This window comes from Bacteroidales bacterium, assembly GCA_035299085.1.
In the GTDB taxonomy this organism is placed as follows: domain Bacteria; phylum Bacteroidota; class Bacteroidia; order Bacteroidales; family UBA10428; genus UBA5072.
This window is the reverse complement of sequence record DATGXG010000017.1, coordinates 118,711-136,333: the sequence shown is the minus strand read 5'-3', so window position 1 is coordinate 136,333 and position 17,623 is coordinate 118,711. Positions and strand designations below refer to the sequence as shown.

At 43.4% G+C, this 17,623-nt stretch carries 12 protein-coding genes and 2 rRNA genes; 10 read left to right on the top strand and 4 right to left on the bottom strand.

The window, feature by feature from the left end:
• From VK179_04970 to VK179_04955, 4 genes are all read left to right on the top strand, one after another.
• Positions 1-398, top strand: a 23S ribosomal RNA gene (locus VK179_04970); the annotation flags it as partial.
• A 59-nt stretch (positions 399-457) separates the two neighbouring features.
• Positions 458-566 (top strand): 5S ribosomal RNA (rrf, locus tag VK179_04965).
• A gap of 113 nt (positions 567-679) precedes the next feature.
• Positions 680-2,665, top strand: coding sequence for a putative porin (locus VK179_04960; GenBank protein ID HLO58068.1), 1,986 nt, complete (start codon positions 680-682; stop codon positions 2,663-2,665).
• Between the two features lie 97 nt (positions 2,666-2,762).
• On the top strand, positions 2,763-4,172 hold the full coding sequence (locus tag VK179_04955) for a transporter substrate-binding domain-containing protein (protein ID HLO58067.1): 1,410 nt from the start codon (positions 2,763-2,765) through the stop codon (positions 4,170-4,172).
• Between the two features lie 110 nt (positions 4,173-4,282).
• Here VK179_04955 and VK179_04950 read toward each other — a convergent pair whose 3' ends face one another.
• Positions 4,283-4,897, bottom strand: a complete 615-nt coding sequence (locus tag VK179_04950) for a CoA pyrophosphatase (GenBank protein ID HLO58066.1) — start codon at positions 4,895-4,897, stop codon at positions 4,283-4,285.
• Positions 4,897-6,156 carry an FtsX-like permease family protein gene (locus tag VK179_04945; protein ID HLO58065.1) on the bottom strand — a complete coding sequence of 420 codons (1,260 nt, stop codon included), beginning with the start codon at positions 6,154-6,156 and terminating at the stop codon, positions 4,897-4,899. The genes VK179_04950 and VK179_04945 overlap by 1 nt, the downstream gene beginning before the upstream one ends.
• A gap of 64 nt (positions 6,157-6,220) precedes the next feature.
• Here VK179_04945 and VK179_04940 point away from each other — a divergent pair, with 64 nt between their 5' ends.
• The 5 genes from VK179_04940 to VK179_04920 all read left to right on the top strand — a co-directional run bounded on the left by VK179_04940 (position 6,221) and on the right by VK179_04920 (position 13,071).
• On the top strand, positions 6,221-7,402 hold the full coding sequence (locus tag VK179_04940; protein ID HLO58064.1) for a DUF1343 domain-containing protein: 1,182 nt from the start codon (positions 6,221-6,223) through the stop codon (positions 7,400-7,402).
• Positions 7,399-8,250, top strand: coding sequence for an alpha/beta hydrolase (locus VK179_04935; protein HLO58063.1), 852 nt, complete (start codon positions 7,399-7,401; stop codon positions 8,248-8,250). The genes VK179_04940 and VK179_04935 overlap by 4 nt, the downstream gene beginning before the upstream one ends.
• Before the next feature lie 123 nt (positions 8,251-8,373).
• Complete coding sequence (locus VK179_04930; GenBank protein HLO58062.1) at positions 8,374-10,179, top strand: DUF3857 domain-containing protein; 1,806 nt, start codon at positions 8,374-8,376, stop codon at positions 10,177-10,179.
• On the top strand, positions 10,176-12,131 hold the full coding sequence (locus VK179_04925; GenBank protein ID HLO58061.1) for a transglutaminase domain-containing protein: 1,956 nt from the start codon (positions 10,176-10,178) through the stop codon (positions 12,129-12,131). The genes VK179_04930 and VK179_04925 overlap by 4 nt, the downstream gene beginning before the upstream one ends.
• Positions 12,132-12,255: 124 nt before the next feature.
• Positions 12,256-13,071: an MBL fold metallo-hydrolase gene (locus tag VK179_04920; protein ID HLO58060.1), complete on the top strand. Its 816-nt coding sequence runs from the start codon at positions 12,256-12,258 to the stop codon at positions 13,069-13,071.
• A 48-nt stretch (positions 13,072-13,119) separates the two neighbouring features.
• Here VK179_04920 and VK179_04915 read toward each other — a convergent pair whose 3' ends face one another.
• Positions 13,120-14,319: a pyridoxal phosphate-dependent aminotransferase gene (locus tag VK179_04915; protein ID HLO58059.1), complete on the bottom strand. Its 1,200-nt coding sequence runs from the start codon at positions 14,317-14,319 to the stop codon at positions 13,120-13,122.
• A gap of 44 nt (positions 14,320-14,363) precedes the next feature.
• Entirely contained in the window at positions 14,364-14,801 is a 438-nt protein-coding gene (locus VK179_04910; protein ID HLO58058.1) for a DUF1573 domain-containing protein, read from the bottom strand.
• A gap of 175 nt (positions 14,802-14,976) precedes the next feature.
• Between VK179_04910 and VK179_04905 the strand changes: the two genes are divergently transcribed.
• On the top strand, positions 14,977-17,607 hold the full coding sequence (locus VK179_04905) for a valine--tRNA ligase (GenBank protein HLO58057.1): 2,631 nt from the start codon (positions 14,977-14,979) through the stop codon (positions 17,605-17,607).
• Positions 17,608-17,623 lie beyond the last annotated feature (16 nt).

Below are 17,623 nucleotides of genomic sequence, written 5' to 3'. Positions count from 1 at the left end.
GGTTTGGCACCTCGATGTCGGCTCGTCACATCCTGGGGCTGGAGAAGGTCCCAAGGGTTCGGCTGTTCGCCGATTAAAGTGGCACGCGAGCTGGGTTCAGAACGTCGTGAGACAGTTCGGTCCCTATCTGTTGTGGGCGTTGGAGATTTGAGAGGACCTGACACTAGTACGAGAGGACCGTGTTGGACATACCGCTAGTGTACCTGTTGTGGCGCCAGCTGCATCGCAGGGTAGCTATGTGTGGTCGAGATAAGCGCTGAAAGCATCTAAGCGCGAAGCTCACCTCAAGATGAGATCTCCCTTAAGGGTCGTCGTAGACTACGACGTCGATAGGCTGCAGGTGTAAAGGCAGTAATGTCAAAGCCGAGCAGTACTAATTACCCGTGAGCTTTCTTGTAAACAGCTTAATATACAACTTCCTGCGTGTTAAGATATTTTCCCGTAAGGGAATTAAAATTTAGGTGACTATAGCAATGGGGCACCACCTCTTCCCATTCCGAACAGAGAAGTTAAACCCATTAGCGCCAATGGTACTGCAATTGTGGGAGAGTAGGTCGTCGCCGAACTTCAATCCCGACACTTCACCGTGTCGGGATTTTTTTTGTATATCCGTCTTATATCTTCTTAACTTTTTATTCTTGACGGATTACGCTAACTTGCCACAAATTTCAAGAAAGGCATGAAAAAACCACTACTGGCTATAACCGTTCTTATTCTGTTCAGCGGCCCGGTATTGGCTCAACTCGCCCAAATTGACACAAATACGGTGATCTATTCCTGGAAACTCGATGAGTCACTCGCTAACCGCATACGAACCGACGTCGATACCAATCTTGCCGATTTCCAGCGTTATAACCCGGTATTCCGTAATTATACCGGCGTTGAAACTCTTGGAAACTTCGGACTTCCCGCCCGAAGTATAGTTTACTCCGAACGACCTGACCAGGAATTCCTGCTCATTGAAAACTATTCGCCGTTCATGAAGTTTTTCCAGAATACCCAATATTTTAACACTAAGAAACCATTCACGCAACTTACCTATATTAAAGGGGGATCAAACCAGACTAAAGAAGAACTTTTTAACGCGTTCCATTCCCAAAACCTTACTAAAACCCTTAATATCGGAGTCAACTTCACATCAATCGGTTCCCTCGGCCAATACAGTTTCCAGAAGGTCAAAAACAATTCTTTCCGTTTTTTCTCCAGCTATTCCGGACGTTACTATGCTTACCATGTGAGTGTGAATTATAATAAAATTATGGCTGATGAAAACGGCGGAGTGCTGAACGATTCATTGATAACCGATACAACAATACTCCGCACAAAGGAAATTCCTACCCTGTTCAGCGGATCCGAAAGCTCCCTCAGTCATCGGCCCGATGTGATGAACAGTATCCGCAACCTGAACATCCTGGCTGTTCAGGAACTGGCTTTCAGGATGGCTCCCAAAAAAAATACGGATTCTACCCAAACCAAGCCAAAAAAGAAAACAATCCTGTATCCCAAACTGGTTTACATCTTCAACCTAAACCGGTCTATGCGCAATTTTACAGATAAGGATCCCATGGTTGGGTATAACGCGGGTTTGTACCCCTATACATATACGGACACCGCCACTTCTGATTCGCTCATTTACTGGAAAGTTTCCAATTCCATCCGCCTGCAATTCCAGGGACGAAGAAATAACCACTATTTCATCGACTATTCCTATGAACTGATGAAGTATTCACTTTGGACGGGTTTACGGGAAAGCGATTCTACCCTGCATTTTATTAACCAGGTATACCAGATTCCGGGACTTTCTTATTCCAGCAATCTGTATAACTCATATGTTTCTTCTGGGTTCAGTAAACTCTTTGCCAACCGGTTTGACGTAAATCTTTACGGCCGCTATTACCTTACCGGCTACAAATCGGGGGATATTAACCTTGCAGGTGACATGAAACTCATCTTTGGCAAACTCGAAAAACCCTTTACTTTCTATGCCAGGGGAACCATTGAATCCAAATCGCCAGATTTTCTTTACAGCCATTACGCCTCCAATAATTTCATTTGGACCCGGAATTTCAAACGCACAACTACCAACCATTTGTCAACGAACCTGAGCCTCTCATCAAAGAAGTTTGCATTACAGGCAGATTATTACTTACTTAGCAACGCAATTTACCTTGATGAAGATGCTTTTCCGGCACAATACAGAAACGCTTTATCGCTTTTCGTATTGAGCGCTTCCAAACAGGTAGATTTCTGGAAATTTACCAGCATTGGAAAACTGGTATACCAGAAAACCGAAAATGAAAATATTATTGATCTGCCGGAATTAACTTTTTTTAACTCTACGTACCTGACTCATTTATTTAATTTTAAGGCTACGGGAGGAAAACTGTTAATCATGTTAGGATTCGATATGGATTATAATACGAAATACTATGCCGATGCTTACATGCCAGCGCTGAGTTCATTTTACAACCAGCATGAGAAACAACTCGGAAATTATCCGTACTTCGATGCATTTCTCAATGTGGATCTGAAACGGTTCAGATTCTTTGTAAAAGTTGAACATCTGAACGCAGGCTGGATCGATCAGAATTACTTCTCTATACTACACTATCCTAGAAACGGGCGGGATTTAAAGTTCGGGTTGTCCTGGACATTTTACGACTAATTGGCTGTTTTGCTCTTTAAATTGTTAATACTAAGAGGATAAATTGAAAGAGAGCTTTTAGGGGTACTCGTTTTTTCGAACTAAATTTAAAATGATTATGTTAAGAAAAACTGTATACTATTTTGTTTTGATTTTTATTTCAGTGTCGTGTACTTTTCACGGGCACCAGAAAGATACTGCGCTGATTGAACAGGATCTTGAGAATATTAAGGAAAAAGGGAAAATCGTCGTCCTTACCGATTACAGTTCTACCGATTATTTTATTTATCGTGGTCAGCCTATGGGCTTTCAATATGAAATGCTCCAGCAGCTGGCAAACCATCTTTCTGTTCGCCTTGAAGTAAGAGTTAGCAGAAGTCTTAATGAAAGCATTGAAATGCTGCGCAACGGTGATGCAGACCTTATCGCCCAGAACCTTGCCATTACAAAGGACAGGCAGCATTACCTCGATTTTACCGAGCCTTTTATTCAAGCGCACCAGGTGCTTGTTCAACGTAAACCGGATAACTGGAAAACGATGAAACCTGAAACTATGCAGGCTTTCATGATTAACAGTTCCGTGAGGCTGAAAGGTCAGTCGGTTTATATCACGCGGGGATCCGCTGCTGCCAACCGGTTGAAAAATCTTTCGGAAGAAATCGGCGGCGATATTCATATCATTGAAGTGGATGAAAGTCCCGAACAACTCATTGCCCTGGTTTCACAGGGCGAAGTTCCCTTTACCGTATGCGACAACATTGTGGCCGATGTGAACGGAAAATACTATCCCAATCTTGATGTAACTACTGCCGTCGGCCTCGAACAGGAACTGGCCTGGGCCGTGAGGAAAGGCTCAACCACACTGGTGACCGAATTGAATAACTGGATTAACGGCTTTACCCAATCACCCAAATACAAAAGATTATACAGCCGCTACTTCGAAAGTTCCAAATCGCTACAGATTGTTGAAAGTGATTTTTACGCCATCAATACCGGCAAAATATCCCCATTTGATGATTATATCCGGCAGTACAGCCAGAAACTCGGATGGGACTGGAGATTGACAGCTTCGCTGATTTACCAGGAATCGGGTTTTAAAAACAATCTTACTTCCTGGGCTGGAGCATGGGGACTTATGCAGTTGATGCCGGCCACTGCAAAACGCTTTGGTGTGGATACTGTTTCTTCTCCCCGCGATCAGATCCGGGCAGGAATTGAATTCATCGACTGGCTTGATAAACTGTTCAGCGATGTGAAGAATCCTAGCGAACGCGTAAAATTTGTTCTGGCTGCATACAACATTGGTCCCGGACATATTATCGACGCACGCAATCTGGCTAAAAAAATGGGCGCGGATCCCAATATATGGGATAACAATGTGGACCAGTGGCTTCTGTCAAAAGCAGATCCGAAATATTATAATGATCCCGTGGTAAAATTCGGCTATTGCCGTGGCACTGAAACGTTTAACTACGTCACTGAAGTGCTGGAAAGATATGAGCATTATAAGAATATCGTAGGGAAGTAGTTTGATTGAAGTTGTGACTCACTTCGATATTCTTAAATCGGTGTTCCTTGTTCGATATTGGTTTTAATGCCAACACCGAACATCGAACACCGATTTACGATTTTTGAAGTTTAAACCCTCTCCACGACCTCGAGGAATTCACTCATAATCATCGCCGTCGCCCCCCAGATATGATCACCCTGGATATCAAAGTAAGGAATGTCTATTTCATACCCTGCAATTGACATTACCTTACTTTTTCTATTTGACGGATTCGTTAATTCATCCAGGCTTGCTTCAATTAGATACTTCACCTCGAAAGGATCAGGAATGAACAACGGTTTATTTTCGCAGATTCCGACAAAGGGAAAGACCAGATTACCGCTTACCGGTATATGCAATGAAGTCAGGTGCCCGATAACCTGTATCAGTTCGGGTGAAACTCCTGTTTCCTCAAACGTTTCACGTAAGGCCGTTTGCTCAAGAGTTACATCACTCTTCTTACGCATACCGCCGGGCAAACTGACCTGGCCACTATGAACTCCTTCGTATTCCGTCCTTTTAATGAACACTGTGGTTATTTCTTCACCAACCGGATAAAGCATAATCATCACCGCACTCTCTCGGGTTTGCCTGTCAGGCTCAATAAGATTGCGAGCCGGCGGTGAAAGCCTCATCTGTGCTTCAATTCCGGGGAGGGGCCTTGTGAGCTCATTTTTAAGGCGTTCAACCCATCGTGCATCCATCAGTCAAATCGTATAGTTTTTGACGGATCAATCCGCGCTATTACCATTGAAGGCAAAATCAACACGGCCAGTGTTATGATCAGCGTGCCTGCATTCAACAAAAACAAGTGGCTCAGATTGAAGTTCACGGGGACAAATTCAAGAAAATACGATTCCGGGTTAAGGGTAATGACTTTAAAATAATGCTGAATAAGGCATAGGCTGATACCAGCCAGGTTACCCCAGAAAAGCCCCTTTATGATCAGGTAAAAAGACTGGTACAGGAATATGCTCCTGATCCCGCGATTGTTCATGCCAAGAGCTTTCAGAATACCAATCATGGTGGTTCGGTCCAGGATAATGATAAGCAATCCCGAAATCATGTTAAATGCAGATACAACAAGCATCAGTCCCAGCAACACCCACACGTTCTTATCAATTAATCCCAGCCAGTCGAAAATCTGCGGGTACCGGTCCCTTATATTGATGACCCGCAATTTGGAGCCATCAGGATTGAACTGTACACCGGCAACATTGAATACTCCGGCTGAGATCCTGTCAAGATCTTTGTAATCGTTTATCAGAATTTCAAAGCCGGAAACCTGTGAACTGTCCCAGTTATTGAGGTTCTGAATGTGGGCGATGTCAACCAGTATAAACTGCCTGTCGAATTCCACCAGGCTCGTACGGTATATCCCTGAAACTGTAAACGGCCTCCCCCTCGGAACATCATCAATAAAGTACATGGCAAAACGATCTCCGGTCTTCAATTTGAGGAGATCGGCAAAATATTTCGAGATTAAAACCTTGTCCGTTTTAACCGAATCGGACACGCTAAAAACGCTTCCTTCAACAAGATTTTCAGAGAAAAAACTCCAGTCAAAATCACTTCCAACACCTTTGGCAATGGCACCCTGGATATCGGAACGGGTTTTTATAATACCCGGCTTCGTGGCAAAAACCTGTACATGCCTGATCCCGGGGATTGTATTCAGCAAGGGGAGAAATGGCTGGGCCTTTGACACCGGCTCGGTTTCAAAAGAACTGTTTGCATCATAATTGACAATCTGGATATGCGAACCAAAACCGATTATTTTCCGCCGGATTTCATTCTTAAAACCGGTAACCGTCGCAACCGCAATGATCATTACAGCCAGGCTGAGTGCAATTCCCGCTATTGATATTCTTACAATAGGACCTGAAAAGGTCGACCCCTCGTCTTTATTGAATGTAAGTCGGGTAGCTATAAATAAGCCGGTTTTATGCGAAGACTGAGCCATGGGTCTCAAAGATATTAAATATTGTAGTAATTTTATTTTTAGCAATTAACCACGTTCATATTCTATGAAAGTAACCGGTCTCGTTCTTGGTCTTTTTATCCTTGTTTCTTCCTGCCAGGGCAGTACTGTAATTTCAGCGAAAGTTAAAACCGGTGCCGACCGCACCGAAATCTATATTCCGCTTCTGAAAGGTAAATCAGTGGCGCTTGTTGCCAATCATACCACAATTATTGGCAGAACCCACCTTGTGGATTCACTCACCCGCAGGGGGGTGCACATAGTAAAAATTTTCTCACCCGAACACGGATTCCGGGGAAATGCCGGGGCCGGAGATGCCGTTAAAGATGCCAAGGACCCGCTTACCGGCATACCGGTTGTCAGCCTTTACGGACAATCATATAAGCCTTCCAAAGCTGATTTAAAAGGAACAGATCTTGTCATTTACGATATTCAGGACGTAGGAGTGAGGTTCTACACCTATATTTCAACCATGCATTATGTTCTTGAAGCCTGCGCCGAATCAGGTATACCGATAATCATACTCGACAGGCCTGACCCGCTTGGATTTTATGTCGACGGACCGGTACTTGACACGGCATTCCGCTCATTTGTAGGGATGCACCCGATCCCGGTAGTATATGGCATGACCCCCGGTGAACTGGCACAAATGATCAATTCTGAAGGATGGCTCAGCAACCATGTGAAGTGCAATTTAACGGTAATTCCCTGTACCGGTTATGATCACCGCTCACGCTATACCTTACCCGTTTTTCCTTCGCCCAACCTGAATTCTATGGAAGCGGTCTACCTTTACCCTTCGGTTTGCCTGTTTGAAGGAACTGTAATGAGCCTGGGCAGAGGCACGGATTACCCGTTCCGTGTGATCGGTCACCCCGATTATCCTGATCACTCGTTTTCTTTTATTCCGAAGGTGAATGCTGCAAATTCAAATCCCCTGTTTGTAAATAAAACCTGTTTCGGAATCGACCTGCGATCATTAAAGGTAGCCGATCTTGAAAATCAGAATAAAATAAACCTTCAGTGGCTTATCCGGGTTTTTCATGCTATGAATACCGGAAGTTCTTTTTTCATTCCCTACATTTCAAAACTGGCCGGCAGTGATAATCTGAAGAGGCAGGTTGTTTCAGGGTTACCCGAATTACAGATCAGGCAAAGCTGGGAAAAAGATATTGCTGCCTTCAAGAAAATGCGTAAAAAATACCTGTTATACGACGATTTCGAATGAATACTCCTCCCGAGATACTTTCTGTTCCGGCCCACGGGGTAACCCTTAAGGTAACCCGTTATCCAAATCCGGGAAAGGAAAATATTATCCTTTTACACGGAGGACCGGGCGTTCCTGATGAAATGACAGAACTGGCCGGGTGGCTGAGCCGGCATTTCCAGGTTATCAATTTTGAACAAAGGGGAATAGGTACCGATCTAAAGGAAATTGGCTATAGAATGGAAGACTATATCGCAGATATAAATCATCTGGCAGATTATTTCAGAATGGCAAAGTTTCACCTGTTCGGTCATTCATGGGGCGGTTTATATGCGCAGCTTTATGCATCGCGATATCCTGAAAAATTGCTGAGCTTATTTTTATGTAGTCCGGCATCCGGTACAGGAAGCCAATGGGAAGAAACCGAAAAAGAGATTTTCAGGTACAATTACAACCGGTCGACACTTTGGGAATGGCTCGGAATGGCTGTTAACACGGTTCTTGGTTATATGGGAAATAAATCGGCTTACAGCAGGCTGTTCAGGCAGATCATCATCAACTATCATAAGGGTTATAATGTGGAACCACCTGATGAGGAAAAATTAAAAAAGATTACCCCGGTTTCCGGTTTTAATACAAGGAAAGAAATACGCAAGGCAAAACCACTGCCTGACCGGATTAACCTTTCGTGCCCCGTAATCATTACATTCGGTGAATCGGATGCCTATGGCAACAGCAAACATTATGTCCTGCACCGCTTTCCGTATGCAACAACATCAGTAATTCCACATTGCGGTCACACACCATGGAAACATAATCCGGGAGGATTTCAAAAAGTCCTGTCTGCTTTTTATTTATCTGCAACATGAAAGTTGATATATACTGAAACCAATCAGGCCCGAATTCAGTATATTTGAATATAACCCCATTACAAAATCCTTTTGTTCCAGTGCTTACGAGCATATGATCTGCTGTTGGTCTCAATTTTGGCATTGTTTCCATTCCATCTTGTCCATGCGGATGATCCCAATTGTGAGGTTCTAAAATTTGTTTCAAGGTCACAGGTGTCGAATAACAGGCTGTCGCAAACCGACAGCATCATCATTCAAATCAATAACCGGAGCGGTGAAAAATACTGTGAAATCACACTGAACTCGGGCAAAAGCAACCCGGTGACCAATCTGACTGCGTGGATTGAGGACGCGAATGGTAATGTAATCCGGTATCTGAAAAACAAGGAGATAACAGAATCAAATTATTATTCATCGATGTTTTATACCGATGATTATGATTTGAAATTTGTTCTGAAACACAATGAATATCCTTACCGGATATGCTACACCTACCAGAAATCGTTCAGGGAGTTTTATTCAATACGGAGCTGGTGCCCTGTACTGGGTCTTGAAGTTCCCACACATACAGCAGTTTTGAATGTATCAGTCCCTGAAGATTATAAGCTGAGCATACTGCAGAACGACATTGACCCTCCTTCAATCTCATCAGCAAACGGCATGATCACCCGAAGCTGGAATGCTTCCTATGACGGTCATTACCGCGATGAAATGTACAGCCCTCATCCCTTTACATTTTTACCGGTTGTAAGAATCATACCGGTTAATTTCCGTTATGTTACCGATGGATCTATGGATAGCTGGGATTCTTTCGGAAAATGGCAATGCCGGCTTATAAAGGGTCTTGATGTGTTGCCTCCGGAAGAGGTTGCCAGGCTTAAAGTGCAGATGGGCGATATAAAGGAGCCGGATCAGATAATTAGCTACCTCTATCATTACATGCAGGACAACACGCATTATGTCAATGTGGATATCGGTGTCGGCGGCCTGGTGCCTTATCCCGCATCATATGTGGTTCAGAATAAGTACGGTGATTGCAAAGCCCTTACAATTTATATGAAAGCCTTGCTGAAAGCATTCGGGATCGAATCATATTATATGCTTGTAAACGCTGGTACAACTATAACCCCGGTTTTTAATACCACTCCTTTTCAGCAGTTTAACCATGTTATCCTTGCCGTTCCTCTTCAAAGTGATACCATGTGGTTGGAAAACACTTCTGCCAGTCTCCCCTGCGGGTACCTGGGATCATTTACACACAACCGGTATGGTCTGCTTGTGGATGAGAATGAAAGCCACCTTATCAGTACGCCTGCATTAAAGCCAGAGGATGTAAGGAATTCAAGTAGAATTAACTTTTTTCTGAATCCGGGTGACCGCACGACTGTTTCTTATTATTCGGAAATCAAAGGACCGGCATTTGAAACCTATTGCTCCCTGATACGCGATTATAATTCAAATGATCAGAACAGGATTATTCACAGGCTCATGCCTTTCAATGATTTTGACCTGATTAAATGGCAGGTAATGCGCAAAGGAAGAGATGCGTCCACCATATCCCTGATGGCCTCGGTTACCATCCCTGATCAAACGCATGCTGTGGGACAGGAATTTTATTTTTCCTATCTGCCTCTTGAAATCGAATCCTTTGAATCCCCAAGAATCAGAAAACTACCGCTTCAGCTCCCATATCCTGTAAGCCGGTTTGATACACTTGTTTATTATATTCCGCAGGGAAAAAAAGTAACGTCGTTCCCGGCTGACAAAGAGATCAGAAATAAATTCGGATACTACAAAACCTCGTTTGTTAATGATGGCAACTCCCTGGTGTTGTATCGTGAATTCGAATTATACCCTATAGAAGTGTCCATTCAGGAGTATAATGACTTCTATAATTTCATAAGCACTGTCCGCTCTGAGGAAAAACAAAAAATCCTGTTTCAATGAAAAAGTCACCCATTATTCTGATCCTGTTTCTGACACTTATAAATGCAGCACTTATCGCACAGGTACGTGATGAATTCGGCACTGTAAAACCGGAACAGCTTTCAATGACTTCCTATGCCCATGATGACAAGGCAGAGGCAGTTGTACTGTATGATTTTGGCAAAACCTTTTTCTATGATTCGGATAACGGCTTCCAGATCATTTTTGAGCGCACGACCAAAATAAAAATATTTTCTAAAGCAGGACTGAAATATGCCACTGTTGAAATTCCCTATTACATTGAAACTACTCAGCTTGAAAAAGTTTTTGACATTGAAGGGTACACCTTCAATTTTGGCGCCACCGGTTTACAAAAAACAGGACTTAGCAATAAATCCGTTTATGATGAAAAGGTGAATGATCACTGGATGGTGAAAAAATTTGAAATGCCCGATGTGAAGGAGGGCTCGGTTATCGAGTACAAATACAAAGTGATCTCTCCCTATTTTACAAACCTTCGCGACTGGGAATTCCAACGCGGCATTCCCACTGTTTACAGTGAATATACTGTCGGTATGATTCCTTTTTATGAATACTGTTATATCTTCCAGGGGGCTAAAAAGTTTGATGTTTTCACCGTTGCCCCCACAGTCATGAAGCGAAATTATGCCGGTATGGAATTCGCCGATAACAATTACACCTTCGGGATGAAAAACATTCCGGCCTTCAGGGATGAATCCTTTATCACTTCGATAAATGACTACCTGATGAAGATCGATTTTCAGCTGGCAGTCGTTCACCACCCTAATGGAGCCAATGTCGATTATATAACCACCTGGCCGCTGCTCAATGAAAAGCTGCTGAAGGATGCTGATTTTGGACTTTTTATGAAAGCAGTGTCACGTAATGCCGGTGACATCCTTTCAACTATGAACCTTGATTCAAAATCACCACAGGAGAAAGCAGAGGCAATAACCGATTATGTTAAGGCTAATTTTAACTGGGATGGTGCCAGTTCGAAATTTACAGGTCAAACCGCAAAGGATTTTCTGAAAACAAAAACCGGTAATTGCGCTTCCATTAATCTTTTCCTGATTGCTGTGCTAAATGCGGCGGGAGTGCAGACCTATCCTGTGATACTGAGCACGCGGGGAAACGGGAAAGTGCCGGTGGACTTTCCCTTCCAGCAGTTTCTCAATTATGTTGTGGCAATGGCTATGATTGATAATAAACCGGTGCTCCTTGATGCCACCGAACCGCTTAGTCCGTTCGGCATGCTTCCCGCAAGATGCATCAATGAAAAGGGGCTTATTGTAAATAAAGATAAGATCGAGTGGATTCCTCTGATCGATCAGAATATTTCATCGGAGACCGATTCACTTCATATCGTTCTGACTCCGGCTGTGGATTCGGCTACAACTGATTTTCATATCACTGCAACGGGACATAAAGCCCTTGACTACCGTTCGGATTACACGGATGACCATATGGATTTTGAAAAGGACCTTTTTAATGAAGAAGTTGTAATGAAAAGTCATGTCATTGCCCGAAATGAAAAGGAATGTTTAAAACCTTTCCTTCTTGACTATAAAGCGGCTACCTCAGTTGAAACGGTTGGCGACAAACTGCTGGTGACACCCTTTCCCGGGCTGGTTCCCGGTGAAAATCCGCTTAAACTGAATTACAGGAATTACCCGGTAGATATGGTTTATGCAGAGACCAACCTTCTACATTCCGTTATTGACATTCCACAGGGTTATAAGCTGGCAGAAGTTCCTAAAGAAATTAATGAAGACACTCCGGTTACCGCCATTACTTACAAAGTAGAAACCAGTGGAGATAAAATTATTGTGAATGGTTCGTATACTTTTAAGAAGGCGATATACCAACCTGCAGAATACTACAACCTGAAAGGCGCCTTTACCCAGATCGTGCAGACATTTAATAATAAGATTATTCTGGTGAAGATTTGAGGTTTGACGCTTCGCTGTTTGATGCTTCGCTGTTTGACGCTTCGCTGTTTGACGCGATTTCAAACTTCATTCAAATTTCAAACTTCTTCAAACTACTTCAAACGATTTCAGTTAACTTTACCGCATGCTTACAGTATGCGCGATAGCCTCGGGAAGTAACGGAAACTGCTATTATATCGGCAACAACCAGGATGCCCTGCTTATTGATGCCGGAATATCCGCACGCCAGACAATTGCCCGGATGAAACACAAAGGCCTCGACCCATTAAAGATAAAGGCTATCTTCATTACCCACGAACATTCGGATCATACATGCGGGGCACGTGTATTGAGCAAAAAGCTAAAAGTGCCTGTTTATATTACATCTGCAACTTTCAAAGCGCTTTACAATAACCTCAGGCCTGATGCGCCGCGTTTTTTTGTACCCGGAACTGAAATTACGATCGGTGCCTTCCGGGTTTATCCGTTTACCAAGCAGCATGATGCTGCGGATCCCTGTTCATTCAGGGTTGAATATAACGGGCAGCATACAGGAGTATTCACCGATATTGGCAATCCCTGTGATAATGTGATACAGAATTTCAGTATGTGCCATGTTGCCTTTCTCGAAACAAACTATGATGAAAAAATGCTCTGGGAAGGAAAATACCCATGGCCGCTGAAAAGAAGAATTGCTTCTGAACACGGGCATTTATCAAATGACCAGGCTTATACACTGCTTGTAAATAATTGCGGAGAGCGACTTCATACCGTGTTTCTGAGCCATCTTTCGGCTGAAAACAATACTCCTGAAACGGCATTTAACCGGTTTACAGGTATAAGTGACCGGATAAAAATTCACATGACTTCGCGCCACGAAGCCGGAGAGGTTATCATTTTCAAGCCCTCAGGTATAAAGGCAGTGGATCCTGACGGACAGATATTGTTGTTTGGAAATTAAACGTTCAAACCATAAAACCTTTAAACTGAGACGCACGGCCGTGCGTCTCTACATTCTTCTGCCGGGATACTGTTCCAACCCGATCTTCAGGCATTCAATGGCGGTTCTCAGGTCATCAATATTCAGCACATAGGCTATACGCACCTCAGTTTTGCCTTTGCCGGGGCTTGTATAAAACCCTGATCCGGGCGCAAGCATTACCGTTTGCTTATTGTGTTCGAAGTGCTGAAGCATCCACATTGAAAATTTTTCAGCGTCGTCCACCGGAAGCTTGGCCATTGTATAAAACGCGCCTTTCGGAACGGGACTGTAAACACCGGGAATTTCATTGAGTGCTTTTACAAGAAAATTCCGTCTTTCGAGAAATGAATTGTAGATGTATTCTGAGTATTCAGGAGGAGAATCCAACGCTGCCTCAGCGGCTACCTGTCCGATGTTAGGAGGACATAGTCGTGCCTGGCAGAATTTAAGTGCTGTTTCAAGAAGCTGCCGGTTCCGTGATGCCATAAGGCCGACCCGCAGCCCTGTTGCGCTGTATCGCTTGGATACCGAATCAATGAGGATCAGGTGGTCATCGATGCCTTCAAGAAGCATGGAGGATTTAATTGCATTACCGTCATAACATAGTTCCCTGTATACCTCATCACAAATGAAAAAGAGGTTGTGCTTCAGAACAAGGTCCCTTATCTGGTTCAGCTCCTCCCATGAATATAAATACCCTGTGGGGTTATTCGGGTTGCAGATAATAATTGCCCTTGTTTTTTTGGTAATCTTTTTTTCGAATTCACTTATCGGAGGCAATGCAAATCCGTTTTCAATACTTGATATCACGGGGATTACCTTAACATCGGCAGCGGTGGCAAAACTGAAATAGTTCGCATAAAATGGTTCGGGTACAATAATTTCATCTCCGGCATTCAGGCATGTGAGCAGCGTGAGCGTTATGGCTTCCGATCCCCCGGTTGTAATTAAAATATCACGATAGTCCAGAGAGATACCTATTTTTTTATAGAATTCGGCAAATTTGCGTCGCAGCGATTCATTTCCTGCGCTATGACCATACTCAATTACTTTTGCATTTAACGAGTGTATTGCTTCAAGTGCATTAGGCGATGTAAGCAGATCAGGCTGACCTATGTTCAGTCGCAAAACCCTGACACCTCTCCTGTCAGCTTCTTCAGCAAGAGGAACCAATTTACGGATCGGCGAATTTGGCATTAACTGGCCACGTGTGGATATATCGGGCATAATTGATGTATTTAAGGTAAGGAAAAAGGCAACGAAAGATATGGCTATTCTAATGCAGGCGCGCCTGACATGTCTTTCTTTTCCGCCTGTTCTACTTTTCCTTTAATTGTGAGAATAACAGGTTTTTCACCGGCATTTGAAAAAACGGATATCGATTTTGAGAAAGTGCCGCTTATCCGGGTATTGTAAATTACTTTTATTTTTGCTGTTTCCCCCTTTTTAACGGGTTCTTTGGGCCATTCAGGAACTGTACAACCGCATGATGAACGTACGTTTTTTAAAACTAGCGGAACACTGCCCGTGTTTTTAAAAACAAACTCATACTTGCCGTTTCCGTTATAGGCAATGGTTCCGAAATCATGCTCTGTTTCTTCAAACTGAATGGATGCTTCCGCTGATCCGGATGTTTTATCGGATGTTTGTGTACAACTCAAAGCAGCAAACAAAGTTACCAGGCTCAGGATAACGGAAATCTTTTTCATTGTAATCTTTTTACATTCCCTGCAAAAATAATGGTTTTCATAAAACATGATTTAAAAAAGTAAGAAAATATAAATTATCGATTTATGAATATTCCATTTGCATGATTATTCCGGAAAAGGATTAAATATCCGAAAAGTTCTATTTTTGCAGGATTCATTTAATTAATTATCACTAATGGAAATTCCCAGCAAATATAATCCGGCACAGGTTGAAGACAAGTGGTACAAATACTGGATGGATAAGAAATTTTTCAAATCGGTTCCTGACAACCGCATTCCGTATACAATCGTCATTCCGCCTCCTAATGTAACCGGTGTTCTTCATATGGGGCACATGCTGAATAACACAATCCAGGATATCCTTATCCGGCGTGCCCGGATGAAAGGTAAGAACGCCTGCTGGGTGCCCGGAACCGATCATGCATCCATAGCTACAGAAGCCCGGGTTGTAGCCAAGCTTAAAAATGAAGGTATCGAAAAGAGCAGTCTTACCCGTGACCAGTTCCTTGAGCACGCCTGGCAATGGAAGCAAAATCACGGAAGCATCATCCTTGAGCAGTTGAAAAAGCTGGGTGCCTCCTGCGATTGGGATCGTACAAAGTTCACGATGGACGATGACATGTCAGAAAGTGTAATTAAGGTTTTTGTTGATTTGTTCAGCAAAGGACTTATCTACAGGGGAATCCGCATGGTCAACTGGGATCCGCAGGCACATACAGCGGTTTCTGATGAGGAAGTGATTTACCGCGAAGTGAAATCGAAATTGTATTTTGTAAAATATAAGATAGAGGGGGAAGACGGGTTCGTAACCATCGCTACCACCCGTCCCGAAACCATCCTGGGCGATACTGCCGTTTGCGTGAATCCTGTTGATCCCAGGTATGCTCACCTTAGAGGTAAAAAGGTTGTTGTGCCGCTGGTTAACCGTGTAGTCCCTGTAATTGAAGACAGTTATGTGGATATGGAATTCGGAACCGGATGCCTGAAAATTACACCGGCCCATGATATAAACGACTATGAAATCGGCATACGCTTTAATTTACCTGTAATCGACATATTCAACGAAGACGGTACGCTCAATGCAAAGGCAGTACTCTTCACCGGTGTCGACCGCTTTAAAGCAAGAGAACTTGCGGTTTCAAAACTTGAGTCGGACGGACTTCTTGTGAAAACCGAAGAATATGTAAATAAAGTTGGTTATTCCGAAAGAACCGATGCGGTAATAGAGCCAAGGCTTTCACTGCAGTGGTTCTTAAAAATGAAGAAACTGGCTGAACCCGCCCTTGAACATGTGATGAATGATGATATAGTTCTTACACCTGCAAAATTCAAAAATTCATACCGTAACTGGATGGAGAATGTAAGAGACTGGTGCATTTCAAGGCAACTGTGGTGGGGCCAGCGCATTCCGGCGTATTATATAGGAGAAAGCAATGATTATGTCGTTGCTGAAAATGTTGAAAAGGCAGTTGAACTTGCCAGGGCAAAAACAGGCCGGTCTGATCTTATGGCAGACGAACTTCGACAGGATGAAGATGTGCTTGACACATGGTTTTCATCGTGGCTTTGGCCTGTTTCGGTATTTGACGGAATCAGAAACCCTGACAATGCCGATATCAAATATTATTATCCTACCGATGACCTGATCACGGCACCTGACATCCTCTTTTTCTGGGTGGCCCGGATGATCATGTCAGGCTATGAATACCGGAAACAAAAACCTTTCAAAAGTGTATATCTAACCGGAATCGTAAGGGATATAAAAAGGAGAAAAATGTCAAAATCCCTTGGTAATTCTCCCGATCCTCTTCACCTGATTGAGAAGTACAGTGCCGATGGTGTTCGTGTTGGAATGTTGCTTTGTTCAAGTGCCGGAAATGACCTGCTTTTTGATGAGAATCTACCGGAACAGGGCAGAAATTTCACGAATAAAATGTGGAATGCTTTCCGTCTTGTGAAATCGTGGCAGGTTGCACCGGACGACAGGCCTGGCAATGCTTCTGAAAGAGCCATTGTCTGGTTTTATGAAAGACTAAAGCAGGGAGTACGCGAAATTGAAGAGTCTTTTGAACAGTACCGGATCTCAGAAGCCCTGATGATTGCCTATAAGCTTTTCTGGGATGAATTCTCATCCTGGTACCTCGAAATCGTAAAACCGGAATACCAGCAGCCTATTGACAGGCGCACCTATCAGTCGACAATTGAGATGTTCGAGGTTCTGCTTCGCATCCTCCATCCTTTTGTTCCCTTCATTACCGAAGAGATCTGGCATATGCTTAAAGAAAGGCCGCAGGGCTACAGCATCATGTACGAAAAAGCGCCCTCGGTAAAGCCAATCGACAAGGCGAAGATCAGGCTTTTCGAACAGGTTAAGGAAGTGGTTACCTTCATAAGGAACACGAGGACTGAAAAACAGATACCTGTAAAACAGAAATTAGTATTGTGCATTAAACCTGTGGATTACAACAATGATTTCGAATCGGTTATCATAAAACTGGGAAATCTTTCAGAAGTAAAAATTATCAGTGAGAAACCTGAAGGAGCCGCCAGTTTTATAACTGCCGGTGCGGAGTATTACATTCCCCTGGGTGAGTTACATGACAGTGAGCAGGAAACTAAGAAGCTTGAAGAAGAACTCGCTTACCTGGAAGGTTTTCTTGAATCGGTTATGAAAAAACTGACTAATGAAAAGTTTGTCAGCAATGCCCCGCCAAAAGTCCTTGAACTTGAGAACCGCAAAAAATCAGATGCTGAGACAAAGATCAAGGCAATCAGGGAAAGGCTGCTGCAGCTGAAGAATGAGTAGATACTGATGCCGGATG

Excerpts from the sequence above, each read along its gene's own strand:
- VK179_04960 (HLO58068.1), top strand. The coding sequence starts at position 680 with ATGAAAAAACCACTACTGGCTATAACCGTTCTTATTCTGTTCAGCGGC.
- VK179_04955 (HLO58067.1), top strand. The coding sequence starts at position 2,763 with ATGTTAAGAAAAACTGTATACTATTTTGTTTTGATTTTTATTTCAGTG.
- VK179_04950 (HLO58066.1), bottom strand. The coding sequence starts at position 4,897 with ATGGATGCACGATGGGTTGAACGCCTTAAAAATGAGCTCACAAGGCCC.
- VK179_04945 (HLO58065.1), bottom strand. The coding sequence starts at position 6,156 with ATGGCTCAGTCTTCGCATAAAACCGGCTTATTTATAGCTACCCGACTT.
- VK179_04940 (HLO58064.1), top strand. The coding sequence starts at position 6,221 with ATGAAAGTAACCGGTCTCGTTCTTGGTCTTTTTATCCTTGTTTCTTCC.
- VK179_04935 (HLO58063.1), top strand. The coding sequence starts at position 7,399 with ATGAATACTCCTCCCGAGATACTTTCTGTTCCGGCCCACGGGGTAACC.
- VK179_04925 (HLO58061.1), top strand. The coding sequence starts at position 10,176 with ATGAAAAAGTCACCCATTATTCTGATCCTGTTTCTGACACTTATAAAT.
- VK179_04920 (HLO58060.1), top strand. The coding sequence starts at position 12,256 with ATGCTTACAGTATGCGCGATAGCCTCGGGAAGTAACGGAAACTGCTAT.
- VK179_04915 (HLO58059.1), bottom strand. The coding sequence starts at position 14,319 with ATGCCCGATATATCCACACGTGGCCAGTTAATGCCAAATTCGCCGATC.
- VK179_04910 (HLO58058.1), bottom strand. The coding sequence starts at position 14,801 with ATGAAAAAGATTTCCGTTATCCTGAGCCTGGTAACTTTGTTTGCTGCT.
- VK179_04905 (HLO58057.1), top strand. The coding sequence starts at position 14,977 with ATGGAAATTCCCAGCAAATATAATCCGGCACAGGTTGAAGACAAGTGG.